The organism is Polaribacter sp. AHE13PA (assembly GCF_019278505.1).
GTDB lineage: Bacteria > Bacteroidota > Bacteroidia > Flavobacteriales > Flavobacteriaceae > Polaribacter.
In genome coordinates, this window is the sequence record NZ_CP058985.1 from 3123543 (window position 1) to 3139895 (window position 16353).

At 29.8% G+C, this 16353-nt stretch carries 14 protein-coding genes; 9 read left to right on the forward strand and 5 right to left on the reverse strand.

Annotation, left to right across the window (positions count from 1 at the left end; genetic code table 11):
• The 3 genes from H0I28_RS13455 (at window position 1) to H0I28_RS13465 (ending at window position 3139) form a co-directional block, all read left to right on the forward strand.
• The gene (locus H0I28_RS13455; RefSeq protein ID WP_218754788.1) at window positions 1–1593 is read left to right on the forward strand and encodes a SulP family inorganic anion transporter; all 1593 of its coding nucleotides are present in this window, start codon (window positions 1–3) and stop codon (window positions 1591–1593) included.
• Window positions 1594–1714: 121 nt separating this feature from the next.
• A complete protein-coding gene (locus tag H0I28_RS13460; RefSeq protein WP_302850282.1) occupies window positions 1715–2362 on the forward strand; it encodes a carbonic anhydrase family protein in 648 nt (215 codons plus the stop codon).
• A gap of 150 nt (window positions 2363–2512) precedes the next feature.
• Window positions 2513–3139, forward strand: a complete 627-nt coding sequence (locus H0I28_RS13465; RefSeq protein WP_218731975.1) for a carbonic anhydrase — start codon at window positions 2513–2515, stop codon at window positions 3137–3139.
• 59 nt (window positions 3140–3198) lie between these two features.
• On the opposite strand, the gene H0I28_RS13470 is transcribed toward H0I28_RS13465, so the two are convergent.
• The gene (locus H0I28_RS13470) at window positions 3199–3702 is read right to left on the reverse strand and encodes a CvpA family protein (RefSeq protein ID WP_218759427.1); all 504 of its coding nucleotides are present in this window, start codon (window positions 3700–3702) and stop codon (window positions 3199–3201) included.
• Window positions 3703–3785: 83 nt separating this feature from the next.
• Here H0I28_RS13470 and H0I28_RS13475 point away from each other — a divergent pair, with 83 nt between their 5' ends.
• The 3 genes from H0I28_RS13475 (at window position 3786) to H0I28_RS13485 (ending at window position 6074) form a co-directional block, all read left to right on the forward strand.
• Window positions 3786–4136 (forward strand): hypothetical protein, encoded by a 351-nt coding sequence (locus H0I28_RS13475; protein ID WP_165731484.1) that lies wholly within the window; start codon window positions 3786–3788, stop codon window positions 4134–4136.
• A gap of 82 nt (window positions 4137–4218) precedes the next feature.
• The gene (locus H0I28_RS13480; RefSeq protein WP_218759428.1) at window positions 4219–5583 is read left to right on the forward strand and encodes a TlpA disulfide reductase family protein; all 1365 of its coding nucleotides are present in this window, start codon (window positions 4219–4221) and stop codon (window positions 5581–5583) included.
• The gene (locus H0I28_RS13485) at window positions 5583–6074 is read left to right on the forward strand and encodes a TlpA disulfide reductase family protein (RefSeq protein ID WP_218759429.1); all 492 of its coding nucleotides are present in this window, start codon (window positions 5583–5585) and stop codon (window positions 6072–6074) included. Before H0I28_RS13480 ends, H0I28_RS13485 begins: the two co-directional genes overlap by 1 nt.
• Here the strand turns inward: H0I28_RS13485 and H0I28_RS13490 are convergent, their stop codons facing one another.
• The gene (locus H0I28_RS13490; RefSeq protein WP_218731978.1) at window positions 6075–6983 is read right to left on the reverse strand and encodes a DMT family transporter; all 909 of its coding nucleotides are present in this window, start codon (window positions 6981–6983) and stop codon (window positions 6075–6077) included. It abuts the gene before it with no gap.
• Between the two features lie 259 nt (window positions 6984–7242).
• On the reverse strand, window positions 7243–7602 hold the full coding sequence (locus H0I28_RS13495; protein ID WP_218731979.1) for a YraN family protein: 360 nt from the start codon (window positions 7600–7602) through the stop codon (window positions 7243–7245).
• Between the two features lie 114 nt (window positions 7603–7716).
• Here H0I28_RS13495 and H0I28_RS13500 point away from each other — a divergent pair, with 114 nt between their 5' ends.
• Window positions 7717–8070 carry a hypothetical protein gene (locus H0I28_RS13500; protein WP_218759430.1) on the forward strand — a complete coding sequence of 118 codons (354 nt, stop codon included), beginning with the start codon at window positions 7717–7719 and terminating at the stop codon, window positions 8068–8070.
• Here H0I28_RS13500 and H0I28_RS13505 read toward each other — a convergent pair.
• Window positions 8060–9007 (reverse strand): LD-carboxypeptidase, encoded by a 948-nt coding sequence (locus tag H0I28_RS13505; protein ID WP_218759431.1) that lies wholly within the window; start codon window positions 9005–9007, stop codon window positions 8060–8062. The two genes, H0I28_RS13500 and H0I28_RS13505, sit on opposite strands and share 11 nt — an antisense overlap.
• Before the next feature lie 172 nt (window positions 9008–9179).
• Here H0I28_RS13505 and metG point away from each other — a divergent pair, with 172 nt between their 5' ends.
• Together metG and H0I28_RS13515 are read left to right on the forward strand one after the other, a co-directional pair.
• Window positions 9180–11234 (forward strand): methionine--tRNA ligase, encoded by a 2055-nt coding sequence (gene metG / locus H0I28_RS13510; protein WP_218759432.1) that lies wholly within the window; start codon window positions 9180–9182, stop codon window positions 11232–11234.
• A 198-nt stretch (window positions 11235–11432) separates the two neighbouring features.
• Entirely contained in the window at window positions 11433–13793 is a 2361-nt protein-coding gene (locus H0I28_RS13515; RefSeq protein ID WP_218759433.1) for a hypothetical protein, read from the forward strand.
• A gap of 328 nt (window positions 13794–14121) precedes the next feature.
• Here the strand turns inward: H0I28_RS13515 and H0I28_RS13520 are convergent, their stop codons facing one another.
• Window positions 14122–16338: a molybdopterin cofactor-binding domain-containing protein gene (locus tag H0I28_RS13520; protein WP_218759434.1), complete on the reverse strand. Its 2217-nt coding sequence runs from the start codon at window positions 16336–16338 to the stop codon at window positions 14122–14124.
• Window positions 16339–16353: the final 15 nt, after the last annotated feature.

Sequence of the window (16353 nt, forward strand, 5' to 3'; positions counted from 1 at the left end):
ATGTTTAAAAATATTAAAAACGACTTACCTGCAAGTATTGTAGTGTTTTTCGTAGCATTACCATTGTGTTTAGGTATTGCATTAGCAAGTGGTGCACCATTATTTTCTGGAGTAATTGCAGGTATAGTTGGTGGTGTTGTTGTAGGAGGACTAAGTGGCTCTAAGCTTGGTGTTAGTGGACCTGCAGCAGGTTTAGCTGCTATTGTATTAACTGCCATTGCTACTTTAGGTAGTTATGAAAACTTCTTAGTAGCTGTAGTTTTAGGTGGAATTATTCAAATAATTTTTGGCTTTTTAAAAGCAGGAGTTATTGGTTATTATTTTCCTTCATCAGTAATTAAAGGAATGTTAACCGGTATTGGAATTATCATCATATTAAAACAAATACCAAACTTTTTTGGTTATGATGAAGAATCTGCTTGGGATCTAGAGTTTTTTGAAATTGATGGTGGAAATACATTTTCTGAGCTTGTTAAAATGTTTAGTAACATAAACCCAGGAGCTGCTTTAATAGGTTTTTTAAGTTTAGCAATTATACTTTTTTGGGACATTATTTTAAGTAAGAAAGCAAAAATATTTAAAGTTATACAAGGCCCATTTATTGCTGTGGTTGCAGGAATTATATTTTATACGCTTACTCTAGGTGATGAAACACTTTCAATTGCTAGTAAACATATGGTAAGTGTACCAATTCCAGAAGATTTAAGTTCTTTTGTAGGGCAGTTTAGTTTTCCTAACTTTTCAGTTATTTTTCAACATGAAGTATGGATTGTAGCATTTACAATTGCTTTGGTAGCTAGTTTAGAAACTTTATTAAGTGTAGAAGCTTGTGATAAATTAGATCCAGACAAAAATGTAACACCAACCAATAGAGAATTATTGGCACAAGGAACTGGTAACATTATTTCTGGTTTAATTGGTGGGTTACCAATTACGCAAGTAATTGTAAGAAGTTCTGCCAATGTACAATCTGGTGGAAAATCAAAATTATCTACCATTTTACACGGTATTTTATTATTGATATCAGTAGTTTTAATTCCTACTTTATTAAATAAAATTCCATTAGCCGTATTAGCTTCAATTCTTTTAGTTGTAGGATACAAATTAGCAAAACCAGCTCTTTTTAAACAAATGTATAAATTAGGTTGGAAACAGTTTATTCCTTTTATAGTTACGGTTGTAGGTATTGTTTTTACAGATTTATTATCAGGAATTGCTTTAGGTCTTTTAGTAGGAATTGTTGTGATCTTATTAAAAAGTTACCAAAACTCTCACTTTCTTCACATTGAAGACAATAGTAACGGTAAACATAAGATAAAAATGACCTTAGCAGAAGAAGTAACTTTCTTTAATAAAGGAGCAATTTTAAAAGAATTAGACAGCTTACCTGGGGATTCTTACTTGGAAATAGACCTTATTAAAACAAGGTATTTAGATAATGATATTATAGAAATTCTTGAAGACTTTTTATACAAAGCCAAAGAAAGAAATATTGACATTAAACTTATATCTAAACGAGGAACAGTAGAAAACCCAAAAAGTTTTATTAATTTCTTTAAGGAAAATCCAAAGTCTAGCATTAGTTTAAGTTAAAACTAAGTCGACTAAAAAAGAATATAAAAACCAAATAGCACCTAAACTACAAGTACTGTAAGGTAATAGATAACGGTGCTAAATTTTAAAACAAATAATTATTGAAACAAACGTTTCTTTAATACAAAACATAAAGAACATGAAAGCACATACTAAAGAAACACAAGCAACAATGACGCCTAAAAAAGCGTTAAATTTTTTAACAGAAGGAAACCAAAGATTTCAAGATAACTTAAAGGCACATAGAAACTTATTAGAACAAGTAAATGATACAAGTACAGGTCAATTTCCTTTTGCTACAATTTTAAGTTGTATCGACTCTAGAGTTTCTGCAGAGTTAATTTTTGATCAAGGTTTAGGAGATATTTTTAGTATTAGAATTGCAGGTAACTTTGTAAACCAAGATATTTTAGGATCTATGGAGTTTGGTTGTAAACTTGCTGGAACAAAACTTGTTGTAGTTCTAGGACACACAAGTTGTGGTGCCATAAAAGGTGCTTGCGACAATGCAAAATTAGGAAACTTAACTGCAATGCTTAACAATATTAAACCAGCCGTAAACGCTGTTTTAGAGCCAAAAGAAGCTAGTTCTAGAACATCATCTAACTTAGATTTTGTGGATAATGTTGCTGCCAGAAATGTAGAATTAACCATTGAAAGAATTAGACGCGAGAGTGAAGTTTTAACAACAATGGAAGAAAGTGGTGAAATTATGATTGTTGGAGCTATGTACAATATTAATGATGGATCTGTTAATTTTATCAATTAAAAAATAAAACAGCTTAATAAAAGAGGGAGCACAAGCCTCTTTTATTAAGTTATAATAATTACCTTTCCATTATTAATGCACAGCATAATCATATATAAATGTGCAATTAGAAAAAGTATAAACTAAAAAATACTAACTAAAACTTTAATAATGAACTTAGAAACTGTATTTAAGAACAATGAAAATTGGGTTAAAGAAAAATTAGCTACAGATAAAAACTATTTTGAAGAATTAGGGAAAGGTCAAAAACCAGAGTTACTATACATTGGTTGTTCAGACAGTAGAGCTACCGCAGAAGAACTAATGGGAGCAAAACCTGGAGAAGTTTTTGTGCATAGAAATATTGCGAATATGGTTATTAGTATAGACTTAAACGTAATGTCTGTAATTAATTATGCCGTAGATCATTTAAAAGTAAGCCATGTTATTGTTTGTGGCCATTATGGTTGTGGTGGCGTTAAAGCAGCTATGCAATCTGCAGATCTTGGTATTTTAAACCCTTGGTTACGTAATATTAGAGACGTGTATAGAATTCATGCTACAGAATTAAATGCTATTGAAAACGAAGAAAAAAAATACGAACGTTTGGTAGAATTAAACGTAAAAGAACAATGTGTAAACCTCATTAAAACAGCGGCTGTACAGAAAGCATATAGAGATCGTGGTTTAAAGGTACATGGTTGGGTTTTTGATGTACATACAGGTAAATTAATTGATCTAAAAATTGATTTCGAAAAATACCTAAATGATATTATGAAAATTTATCATTTGGATTAAAAAATAAAACCCAAGGAAAATTCCTTGGGTTTCTTATTGCCGTAAAGTTTATCCAATTTTTATAAAGCTTTATCTTGTTCTTCTTCCTTTATTATTGATGGAAAAATAGTAGGTGCTACCTTTTTTACTGGAGCATATAAAATAGATTCTTGCAATGTTTCCTTTTCTACAAAAGGAATTGTATCATTCATTTTTCCAAAAAAAATGAAAACAACACTTAATATCAATCCTATTTTTAAGGCGCCAAATACACCTCCCAATATTTTATTTAAAATTCCTAAAGAAGCAAAATCTGCTATTTTAGTCAATGCTTTTCCTAGCAGTGCAATTACTAAAATAATTATAACAAAAGTAACGGCAAAAGCCGCTAAAGAAATATATTCTGGATTCCAAGAAACATACTCTTTTAAAAAATCTGAAACAAAATAAGAGAAATGAATTGCACCATACACACCACCAATAAGTCCTACCAAAGAAGCAACTTCAACAAATAAGCCTTTTAATAACCCTCTAACAAAACCAAAAAGTAATAAAGAAACTATAACAATGTCAAAAATATTCATGAAATTAATTTTATCAAACCTACATAATTTTTTGTCAATTTAAAAATGCCAGTTGTATCTTTACAACTTATAAAAAAAGTAAGATGCCAAAAACACTCACCTTAAAAGAAAAATGGGAATTGTTAGTTAGTAAATTAACCAATCAATTTGCAGATGGAGACGAATTAAATATGGATGGAATTATCTATTTAATTGGTGTACAAGAATTAGGACAAGGACAAAGAGAATTTAAAAAAGACGAAAAAGTAAACCTTATGCATATTGCCATTTGTAAGCTTTTAGAACCTTATGGCTATTACGAATTCGATTATTATGATGATGATACTTGGCCACATTATAAAACACTAACAGAGTTACCAAACTTAAAACCTGGTGAACAAACGGTATTAATGAAAGAAGCTATTATTAATTATTTTGAAGCTTTAAATTATTAATAAGACTTTAAAATAGAGAAATAGTACTTTTGGTATGCTTCTTGAAAATAGTTTAACAAGACCAAAAAATCAATTTAGAAAGATGAAAAAAATACTCGCTCTTATATTCTTAATTTCTTCATTTGCACAAGCACAATATACTGTTAACGGAACCATGTCTCCTACAATAGATACAGATTGGGTTATTTTATACAAAATAGAAGGAGCAACACAAAAGTTTATACAAAACACAAAAATTAAAATAGATTCTGTTGCTATTCAAGGAAAAAAACAAGCAATAGGTAGCTTTAGTTTTACACTTCCAGAAAACACAAAAGTAGGTTCTTATAGAATAACGTATAGGTTGGAAAATGCAGGTTTTCTAGATTTTGTTTTTAATAAAGAAGATGTAAATTTTGGTTTTCACCCAGAATACGCAAACCAAACAGTCACTTATACAACTTCTAAAGAAAACATGTTGTATAAGGATTATGTAGATACAATTTCTACAGCACAAGCAACATTAGACTCTATACAAGTTGCAGTTTTACAAAACCAAGGTTTAAATTTAAAAAACGAATACAAAGAGGCTTTAAAAAAGGTAAATAATATTCAGAAAGAGTATTTAGAAGCTTCAAACGGAATGTATGTACAGCCTTTTATTAAAGCCTCAAAAAGAAATAATCTTCCAGAGATAATAGAAACTCCAGAGAACTATATGTCTAATATGATTGATTCTTTTTTTGACCCTATAGACTTTAATAACAAAACGCTAGTAAACTCTGCTTTTATTACAGATAAAATTACCGATTATGTTTTTTACATCAATTACTCTCCAGATCCAGCAACACAACAAAAATTATATAAACAATCTGTAGATAAAGTTTTTTCTAAGATTGGTAACATTTCTTATAAAAAGGAAATCATTGAGTTTTTAATCAACCAGTTTGAATCGGATATGAACCTTGAATTAATAGATTATTTGTTTGATAACTATTATTATAAATTACCTACTAACTTACAAGACAAAGAGTTTAAAGAAAGCAAAGAGGCGTTATTTGCTGCAGAAGTTGGCCGAATTGCACCAGATTTCTCATGGAAAGAAGACGGCAAACAATTAACCCTTTCTAAATTAAATGATGCAGAAAACTATCTATTAATTTTCTGGAGTACTACGTGCTCACATTGTTTAACCGAAATACCACAAGTACATACCTTTTTAGCCGAAAACGACCAAGTAAAAGTAATTGCTTATTCTTTGGAGAGTGATAGTTACGGTTGGAATAGTTTCAAGAAAACATTACCAAATTGGCACCATGTTTTAGGTTTAAATAAATGGGAAAATAAAACTGCTAGAACTTACAACATTGTTTCTACTCCTAGCTATTTTATTTTAGATGCTAACAAAAAAATCATTGCAAAACCAGAACATTTTAAAGATGTAAAACTATTTTTTAATAAAAAATAATGACTAAAAAACTACTTATTCTTTTAGTTTTATTTATTCATTTTTCTGCTGTAAGTCAACAGTTTTTTAAAATTGATGATACTGCTCCAGATTTTAAGTTATGGCTTACAGACGGCAGTCAATTAACAAATAATGACACCAAAGAAAAGGTAGTTGTTTTAAAATTTTGGTTTACCTCTTGCATGCCTTGCCTAACAGATATTCCTAAGTTAAACAACCTTGTAGAAGAGTTTAAAAAGAGAGATGACATTCTTTTTATTGCACCTGCTTTAGATAGAAAACCTGTTATAGAAAAATTGCTAAAAGTGCATCCATTTAGCTTTAAAATAGCCTATTCTGCGATGGATGTTAGTCAGAAATTTAATAAACAACAAGTTTATCCATCCTATTTTATCATCAACAAAAAAGGGAAAATTGCATACATAGATAGTGGCAGTAAAAAATCTAATGACAAGGATTTAAGAAAAGCTATTATTGAAGCATTAAAGTAATTACGTTTTCTTATTCTTTGCTTGCTTTAAAGAAGTAATCACAATACCAATGACTACTAAAAATGCTCCTAAAAACTGAAGTAACGTTAATCTTTCTCCTAAGAAAAAAGAGGCTAAAACAATAGTAGATATTGGCCCAACACCAGCCACAATTGCAAAATTTGAGGAGCTAATCATTTTTATAGAAGTACTTACTAAAAACGAAGGAATTACCGTTGCAAAAACAGCAATTAAAAGTCCGAAACCATATACTTGCCAAGGCAAATTAAACAAATCTGTTTCTCCCATAAAACTAAAGTGTATAAACACACAAAAACAAGAAACTAACATGGCATACGCTGTAAATTTTACAACTCCGAATTTAGGAATTAACCAACCACTTCCAACCAAATAAGAAGCATAGGTTATAGCGCTTAAAAGCACAAAAAAGCCTCCTAAATAAACGTTGTTTCCAGAAACATCTACTTCATCAGAAAAAGCAATTACAATTCCTAAATAGGATAAAAAGATGGCTAAAGCTTGAAATTTAGTAATCGGCTGCTTAAAAAAAAGTCTATTTAATAAAATTACAATTGTGGGGTACACAAATAGAATAATACGTTCTAAACTCGCTTTAATATAAGTTAAACCCTCAAAATCGAAATAACTTGCTAGATAATAACCTACTACCCCAAAAAATACCACCCAATAATAATCACTTTTGGTAGTTTTGATCTCCTTATTTTTATTTCGGTATAAATAGGCAATCACTACGTAAAACGGAAAGGAAAATAACATTCTTAACAACAACATGGTTATTGCATCTACATTATACTTGTATGCAAGCTTAACCATTACCGCTTTAGAAGAAAAAAGCACAATGCCCAAGACACCTAAGAAAACACCCAACCAAAAGTTTTTTTTCATCATAAAACGAAACTAAAACTTACCGTTTTATAAAGTTGTTTTAGAATTAAACAATTACGATGTTCAGAAAGACATCTACGCCATTAATTCTGAGATTTAGATTTACCTAAATACGTTTAGCACTATAAAATATCGATTGTCAAAAACTTAATAAACAACCTTGATAAACTGCACTGGCATGGAGTATGCTTCCGATACTAATACTTTTCATTTATAGGGAAGTCTATTATGGGGTATTAAATACTTGGCTATCGCCCTGCGATTAAAAATGTAGAAAAGCATCTTCTAAATGCTCAATTTTTGTTTTATTTTTTTGATGAATAATGGCAATGATATCAAACCGAACCTCCACATCTAAATCTTTTTCTACCACATAATAATCGATTGCAGAAACTAATAATTTAATCTTTTTAGCTTTTACAGCATCTTGTGGTTCTTCAAAATAGTCTGAACTTCTTGTCTTTACCTCAACAGCAGCTAATACTCCTCCTTTTTGAGCAATAATATCTACTTCAGCCTTTAAATATCGGTAGTTTGTTTCTAAAATTTTATAGTCGTTTTTTAACAAAAACGCAATGGCTAATTTTTCTCCTTTTTTACCAAGCTCGTTGTGTTCTGCCATATTATGAGTTTACAGTATTCAGTGGCAGTTTTCAGTCATAACTAAACCTTAAATTATTATTAAATGAAATTACCAATGTGTTAATTTACACAATATTGATTACTTTTATAAACTATGAGTGAAGAAACCTTAATTAAATATTTGGAATTTCTAAAAACGGAGTGCTTAAGGCATTCTAATGATAAAATTATTACAGATGATGAAATCAATCAGTTAAAAATTGAAATAAAACTGTTTATAAACAACATCAATAATCTTTTATCATCAGAAGAGATAAAACAAGAAATTGTAAAAATTGATTTCAATTTAAATGAAGAAAATCATAATCATCAAAAATACAGATGGTTAAACATCATCGGTGGTTCTAAAGGCAAAGAATTTAAACAACAAGAAAACCGTAAACAACGTTTTTTAAAACTTTACAATGACTTAGATACTTCTCTATTTAAAATAAAATCTATTCTGTAAAAACAACAGAACTCTGTCCAGAGCCAACAGTTAACTGAATATTCCTTCCAAAAATTAAAGCTCTATTATCTGGTTCGTGTCCTGCAGGAAAATCAAACATCACAGGAAAATCATACTCTTTTACAACATCTAAAACAAGTTGTTCTATAGAGCTACCCCAATTAGTAGAATTACTCTTGATTTTAGAAATATCACCAATAATTAAACCCGCACAATTATCAAAATAACCAGCACGCTTTAAACTTTGTAACATTCTATCTATAGAATATTTATACTCACCAATTTCTTCAATAAAAAGAATCTTTCCACTGGTATCTGTCTGACTGTTGGATCCCAACATAGAGGATAATAATGCAAGGTTTCCTCCTACTATTTGTCCGCTTACCACTCCATTTTTATTGTAATTAGAAGAAGGAATCGTGTACTTTAATTGCTTGCCAAAAATTGCTGTTTTAAAACTAGCTACTGTTTCTACAATTAACGCTGGTTTCTCATCTACACTTGTCCCCATCATTGCATGCATCGTTTCTACGCCTAAATTATGAATATGGCTATGAAAAGCTGTAATATCTGAATACCCAATAATCCATTTAGGCTGTTTTAGAAAAGCAGTATAATCTAATTTATCTAAAACCCTCACAGAACCGTAACCGCCACGACCCGACCAAATTGCTTTAATATTTGGGTTGTCTAATGCATTTTGAAAACCCTCTGCTCTTTCGTTATCTGTACCAGCAAAATGACTATTTTGATTAAAAATATGTTTTCCTAAAATCACTTTTAAACCCCAACTTTCGGCCAATTTTTTAGCTCTATATATCGTTGCTTCTCTATTTTTTAAAATTCCAGCAGGTGCAAGAATTGCAATCGTATCTCCTGGTTGTAAATAAGCTGGTGTAATTAATTTTTCTTGTGCATATATTGTTGAAAAAATCATAAAGAGTGCAAGTGTAAAAAGTGTTTTTTTATTCAAAATATGTCTTATTTATGGGTTCTAATCTAGTAAAAATCTATTTCCTGTAAATGTATCAATTTTCAATGGTTTTTAAAAGTCTCTTTTTCGTACTTTTGCACTTCAAAAATCAGTACATAATTAATACACAGAACACATGAGTGCTCCTAAAAGATATACAATTACTGCCGCATTACCATATACAAACGGTCCAATACATATTGGGCATTTAGCAGGCGTTTACGTTCCTGCAGATATTTATGCACGTTATTTACGATTAACAGGTAATGACGTTGCCTATATTTCTGGTTCTGATGAGCATGGTGCTGCCATACCAATGAGAGCAAAAAAAGAAGGAGTTTCTCCGCAAGTAATTATCGATAAATACCACGGAATCATCAAAAAATCTTTTGAAGATTTCGGAATTTCTTTTGACAACTATTCGAGAACTTCAGCAGAAATTCATCATAAAACTGCCTCAGAGTTTTTTACAAAGATGTATAATGATGGTGAGTTTATAGAAGAAACTTCTGAACAATTGTACGATGCAGAAGCAAATCAATTTTTAGCAGATAGATTTGTGGTAGGAACTTGCCCAAAATGTGGTTTCGAAGAAAGTTACGGTGATCAATGCGAAAGCTGTGGAACAAGTCATAACGCAACAGATTTAATCAACCCTAAATCTGCTATTACTGGTAATACTCCTACTTTAAAAGAAACAAAACACTGGTTTTTACCTTTAGATAAACACGAAGCTTTTTTACGTGAATGGGTTTTAGAAGGTCATAAAAAAGATTGGAAACCTAATGTTTACGGACAAGTAAAAAGTTGGGTAGAAGATGGTTTAAGACCAAGAGCCGTAACTAGAGATTTAGATTGGGGAATTCCTGTACCTGTAAAAGGCGGAGAAGGCAAAGTTTTATATGTTTGGTTTGATGCACCTATTGGTTACATTTCATCAACCAAAGAATGGGCTGCGAGAGAAGGAAAAAACTGGGAAGACTATTGGAAAAAAGACGATACGAAACTTGTTCATTTTATAGGAAAAGACAATATTGTTTTTCACTGTATTATTTTCCCTGCGATGTTAAAAGCGCACGGAGATTATATTTTACCTGATAATGTACCTGCCAATGAATTTTTAAATTTAGAAGGAAATAAATTATCGACTTCTAAAAACTGGGCGGTTTGGTTGCATGAGTATTTAGAAGAATTTCCAAATCAGCAAGATGTTTTACGTTATACCTTAACAGCAAACGCTCCAGAAAGTAAAGACAACGATTTCACTTGGAAAGATTTTCAGGCAAAAAACAACAACGAATTAGTTGCCATTTTTGGTAATTTTATTAACAGAGTTGTGGTTTTAACTAACAAGTATTATGAAGGAATTGTACCTGAACCAAATGATTTTACTGAAGTAGATGAAGATGTTTTAGCTGCTGTAAAAGAGTTTCCGAATATTATTGGTAAATCTATAGAACGTTACAGATTTAGAGAAGCTAGCCAAGAATTAATGAATTTAGCAAGACTTGGTAACAAGTATTTAGCAGATGAAGAACCTTGGAAAGTGATAAAAGTAGATGCAGAACGTGTACAAACAATTATGTATGTTGCGTTACAAATTTCTGCGGCTTTAGCTGTAACTTCAGAACCTTTTATCCCTTTTACATCAGCAAAATTAAAAGGTATTTTAAATCTTGATGAAACACTTTCTTGGACAGATATTACTGAAAAAGATATTTTACTTGCAGAAAATCATCAAATAAATAAAGCTGAATTATTATTTTCTAAAATTGAAGATAAAACGATAGAAGCTCAAATTGAAAAATTAGAAGCTACAAAAATTGCCAACGAACAAGAAAACAAAGTGGTAGAACCTCAAAAAGAAACGATTGACTTTGATGATTTTACCAAATTAGATATTAGAATTGGTACTATTTTAGAAGCAGAAAAAGTAGCAAAAACTAAAAAGCTTTTAAAACTAAAAGTTGATGTTGGTATAGATACAAGAACAATTGTTTCTGGTATTGCAGAAAGTTTTAAGCCAGAAGATATTATTGGGCAACAAGTGTCTGTTTTGGTAAACTTAGCGCCAAGAAAAATAAGAGGTGTAGAAAGCCAAGGAATGATTTTAATGACAGATACTCCTGATGGGAAATTAGCATTTGTAGAACCAGAAAAAGAAGTTAAAAACGGACAACAAGTAAGTTAATCACTAAAAATACAAATAGTTAAAAGCTATTGATTTTCATCTGAAAGTCAATGGCTTTTTTATTATCACATAATTTTTAGAATTATGAAAAATTAGTTAATTTTTCATAAAAAACTAATAAACACATAATAAAAATCAATTTTACTTACATTTTATTCAAATACGGCATGAATATTGATGCTAATTCTGAAAAAAACTATGAAAAAAAAACAACTTAGCAAAAAGCTTACAGCAACACTTTATTTTATTTTTTTTTCAATTCTTCTTTTTCAAGGACAAAGTAAAATCAATCAAAACATTGATAAAAATGTTCCGTTAGATTATAAAGAAACGGTGTATTCTCATCTAAATAAATCGACCTACATTAAAGGGGAAGAAATAGGTTTTACTTCTTATGTTTTCAATAAAAAAACAAAAAAACCCTCTCTTTTAACAACCAATCTTTACTGTGTTATTACAGATAAAAAAGATAATGTTTTAAAAGAAAAACTGGTAAAAGTTGAAAACGGTATTGCATCCGGTAGTTTTAAAATAGATTCCGTTTTTACAACAGGAAGCTATAAGGTTAAGACATACACAAACTGGATGTTAAACTTTAAGGAACAAAATTACTTTATAGAAACAATTAAAATTATTGCTCCTGGTAAACCAAATAAAAAAATCAACATTACTGAAAATGATAAAATCGACATTCAGTTTTTACCTGAAAGTGGTACTTTTTTAAATAATGTTCACAACACAATTGGTATAATTGCAAAAGATAGTTTAGGATATGGAATTCCTAATATTTCTGGAGAAATACTAGAAAACAACCTTATAATAGGAGATTTTAAATTAAATAAATTAGGTATTGGTAGAACGTCTTTTACTATTGAAAAAAACAAAAAATACTATGCTAGTATAAAATTTAATGGACAAAAAATAACGAAACCTATTAATACAAATACCAAAATAAATGGCATTTTACTAAAAATTACAAAAAACCAAGAAGAGATCTTTGTTTCTTTAATTACCAATAAAAATTCCTTGCCAAAAATTAAAAACAAAGATTATTTTTTGAATTTTCATAACGGTGAAAAAATAAATAAACTAAAAATTAAATTCGTAAAAAATACCTCTATAATTAAAAATATAAAACTTGATAATTTAGCTTATGGAGTAAATATTTTTACTTTAGTTGATGACCAAAACAACCCTATAGCCGAAAGATTATTTTTTAATTACGAAGGATTACCTCTTTTAGATTTTAATAAAACTTCTGTAAAAACAGTAAAAGACTCTTTAGAAGTTTATTTAAAATTTGATGATAAAATTAATTTTAAAAATAGTAATGCAAGTATTTCTATACTTCCAAAAAGAACTAAATCTTATAATAAAAGTTCAAATATCATTTCTCAAACACTTTTAAACCCTTATTTAAAAGGCATTGTAGAAAATGGAGGCTATTATTTTAAAAACATCAACGACCAAAAAAAATATGATTTAGACAATCTGTTGATTACTCAAGGTTGGAGTAGTTTTGATTGGAAATCTATCACAGATAAAGAACAAAACAGAATACATCAATTTGAAAAAGGAATAAGTATAAAAGTAAATATTCCTAATGTTGAAAACGAAAGTGATTATTTAATTCATCATTTATCTAATAGAAATGGAAATATTTTAAGTTTTAAAGAAGAAGTAAAATCTTTTCAATTGTATTCTTATTTCCCTATGAATAATGAGAATCTATTCATTTCAAAAATAAATAAAAAAAAGAAACTTGAAGGACCTCCTCTTTATATTCAATATTTTCCTAACAATATCCCAAAACTAAACGAAACAAAAGAGGTCTTAGAATCTAAAATATACTACAGTGATCCTAAAATTGAAGATTTTTCTAATTTTTATTTTTTAAATAAAAAAAATACTTTAGATGAAATTTCTGTAAAAGTAAACTTAAAAGAACAAAGAATTGAAAAACTCAGAAACCAATCTATGGGAAGTTTCTTCCTATTAAATGATTTTGATAAAAACCGAACACTTGCGAATTTTATAGGTTTTAAACCTGGTATTTATGCTTACGACGACTTTAAATCTGGACAAATAGTAGCAATAAATCGCTCAAATAAATCTCCAATAACTTTCTTTTTAGATGGTTTTCAAGTAACAAGTAGACGTTTATTATTCTACTATAATCTTTATAATGTGGAATATATAGACATTAATTTACGAGATTTATCTGGTGGTCTAGCATATGGTGCTGGGGGTGTTATAAGAATACAAACAGATCCTTTATTAAATTCCGTAAATAAAAAAAAGACTGTAAGAAAGTTTAATTTCCCTATTACATTTAGCTCTTCTAAAAAGTTTTATGTGCCAAAATATAAAAATTATCAAAACTCATTTTATAGAAGTTATGGTGTTATAGATTGGCTCCCAAAGAACAAAATTCAAGAAGACGGAACTTTAAAAGTAACATTTAAAAATACGGATCAAAAAAATGTGAATCTATTTGTTGAAGGAATTACTGCAGATGGTCAGTTTATTTCTAAGAAGCTATCAATTGATGTAGAATAATAGAATTAGTTCTTTTAAAAACTATGCCTTATTTATTAATAATAATTGAATTTTATTCAAAAAATGCATCTTAAAGTTTAACTTTTCACCGATAATCACAAACAATTCACAGAAAGTTATGTTCTTTTTAACGAATTAATATTTTTTCTAATACCTAATGAATTAAATTTGTAGTAGAAAAACATTTTTACCTTAAAGATATTAGAGAAGTAACATGTTAAGAAATCCCTATAATTTTTAACAAATAAAAGTTACCCTCACTTTTGTTAAATCGCCAAAACATTAATTTATTTTGGCGATTTTCATTTTACTTTAATAATGCTTTTAACTATCCTAAAATTTCACTCTTATTCAATTCATTAACAAAAGGCTGACGATATAGTCTCTTACCCAATGCAGCGTTAATTGCATTTGCCACTGCGCCTCCTGCTGGTGGTAAACCTGGTTCTCCTAATCCGGTTGGAGATAAATCATTTTCTACAAAATGAACTACTACTTTTGGCGTTTCTTGCATTCTAATTAAACGATATGTATCAAAGTTTTTTGCATTTGGTTTTCCGTCTTTAAAAGAGAAACCTGCATACATAGCATGCCCTATTCCATCTAAAACACCACCTTCTACTTGGTTTCTTGCTCCTGTTGGGTTTACAACAATACCACAATCTACGGCAACAGTTACTTTTTTAACTACAGGAAAACCATCTTTTAACACTATTTCAGCAATTTCTGCAACGTGTGTATTATGACTATAATAAGCAGAAAAACCTTGGTAAACTCCTTCTTCTGTTTTGCCCCAATTTCCTTTTTCTTTCACTAACTTAATAGTGTCTTCCATTCTTTGACCAGAATATTCTATTTTATTATCGGTAGTGCCTTTTACATTCTGTAATAAATCTAAACGTAATTGAATGGTATCTACATTTAATTCTGATGCTAATTCATCAAAGAAACTTTGTTCTGCAAACGCTAAAAAATTAGTATAAGGTGCTCTCCAAGCTCCTGTAGTAATATTACTATTATAACTGCCCGTTTCTACTTTATAATTAGGAATACACCCTGCTGGAAAAAAGTTAGGAATCAATCCATACATATTTCCATTTACCGCAGCTTCTTTTAAATGATAGCCTATTACTTTACCGTCTTTTAAAGCTGCTTTTATTCTATATTTTACAGCAGGTTTGTAAACACCTGTTGTCATATCATCTTCTCTGGTAGAAACCAATTTTACCGGTTTCTTAATTGCATTAGATATTTCTGCAGCTTCATACACAAAATCAGCGTACAATCTTCTACCAAAACCACCACCCATTCTGGTCATTTCTAAAGAGATTTTTTCGATATCAAAATCTAATAAATCTGCAACTACATTTGCTGCAAATTCTGGTGTTTGTACAGGTCCCGCTAAATGTATTTTTTCTGATGTAACATCAGCATAAAAATTCATGGGCTCCATACAATTGTGTGGTAAAAAAGGAGAATGATATGTTTTTTCAATCACTTTATCTGCAGTGGCAAAAGCCTTTTTTACATCTCCATCTTCTCTTCTTGTATTTAGTTTTTTTCCATCTAAAATATCGGTTAAAACTGTATCATGGCTTTCTGTAGATTCTAAATTACTATCTTCTTTCCAAATTGCAGTAAGTGCTTTTTTTCCTTTTATTGCCGCCCAAGTATTTTCTGCAATAACAACCACCTTATCTGTTTCAGACATGGTAAATGTCCAGTTTTTCTTACCGGATTCATTATACTTTCTTACTTTATCACCTATGGTAATAACATCAATTACACCTTTTACTTTTTTTGCGGCTGTGGCATCAAAACTTTCTAATATTTGCCCGAAAGCTGGTGGTCTTAAAACAGATGCAATCATCATTCCATCTGTTTTATAATCCAACCCAAAAAGTGGTTTTCCAGTGATAATTTTATCAATATCTACATTTACAATTTCTTGACCAATAATGGTATAATCCTTCGTTTCTTTTAACACTACATTCTCCGGAACTTCTAATAATGCAGCTTCTTTAACAACATCTCCATAACCTAATGTGTCTCCATTGGCATTGGTAATAATTCCTTTTGATGCTTTGCACGTATTGGCATTTACACCCCATTTTGTAGCTGCAGCGTTTATCAACATTTGTTTAGTAGTTGCTCCTGTTTGCCTTAAAGCATCCCAACCAAAACGAATAGACTGACTTCCACCAGCCAATTGTCTGGTAAAATTATTAGTGTCTAAATTACCTTGAGCTACGTTAACTTTACTCCATTCTACATCTAATTCTTCTGCAATAAGCATTGGCATTGCTGTTTTTACACCTTGCCCTATTTCTGGGTTCGGAGAAAAAATAGTGACATAGCCATCATCAGAAATTTTGATAAATGCATTAAAATCATTGAAGTTTAATTTTGTAATATCCACAGGCATTACTGCTTCTGGTTTACAAGCTGTTAATAAATTAAACCCAATTAATAAACCACCACTTGCTAAAACTGATGTCTTTAAAAAGTTTCTTCTACTAAAATTATTTTTTGATATAGATTCCATTTTGTGAAGTAGTTT

What these genes read in the sequence shown, in the direction of transcription:
- H0I28_RS13455 (WP_218754788.1), top strand. Translation starts at nt 1, where the DNA reads ATGTTTAAAAATATTAAAAACGACTTACCTGCAAGTATTGTAGTGTTT.
- H0I28_RS13465 (WP_218731975.1), top strand. Translation starts at nt 2,513, where the DNA reads ATGAACTTAGAAACTGTATTTAAGAACAATGAAAATTGGGTTAAAGAA.
- H0I28_RS13470 (WP_218759427.1), bottom strand. Translation starts at nt 3,702, where the DNA reads ATGAATATTTTTGACATTGTTATAGTTTCTTTATTACTTTTTGGTTTT.
- H0I28_RS13475 (WP_165731484.1), top strand. Translation starts at nt 3,786, where the DNA reads ATGCCAAAAACACTCACCTTAAAAGAAAAATGGGAATTGTTAGTTAGT.
- H0I28_RS13480 (WP_218759428.1), top strand. Translation starts at nt 4,219, where the DNA reads ATGAAAAAAATACTCGCTCTTATATTCTTAATTTCTTCATTTGCACAA.
- H0I28_RS13485 (WP_218759429.1), top strand. Translation starts at nt 5,583, where the DNA reads ATGACTAAAAAACTACTTATTCTTTTAGTTTTATTTATTCATTTTTCT.
- H0I28_RS13490 (WP_218731978.1), bottom strand. Translation starts at nt 6,983, where the DNA reads ATGATGAAAAAAAACTTTTGGTTGGGTGTTTTCTTAGGTGTCTTGGGC.
- H0I28_RS13495 (WP_218731979.1), bottom strand. Translation starts at nt 7,602, where the DNA reads ATGGCAGAACACAACGAGCTTGGTAAAAAAGGAGAAAAATTAGCCATT.
- H0I28_RS13500 (WP_218759430.1), top strand. Translation starts at nt 7,717, where the DNA reads ATGAGTGAAGAAACCTTAATTAAATATTTGGAATTTCTAAAAACGGAG.
- H0I28_RS13505 (WP_218759431.1), bottom strand. Translation starts at nt 9,007, where the DNA reads ATGATTTTTTCAACAATATATGCACAAGAAAAATTAATTACACCAGCT.
- metG (WP_218759432.1), top strand. Translation starts at nt 9,180, where the DNA reads ATGAGTGCTCCTAAAAGATATACAATTACTGCCGCATTACCATATACA.
- H0I28_RS13515 (WP_218759433.1), top strand. Translation starts at nt 11,433, where the DNA reads ATGAAAAAAAAACAACTTAGCAAAAAGCTTACAGCAACACTTTATTTT.
- H0I28_RS13520 (WP_218759434.1), bottom strand. Translation starts at nt 16,338, where the DNA reads ATGGAATCTATATCAAAAAATAATTTTAGTAGAAGAAACTTTTTAAAG.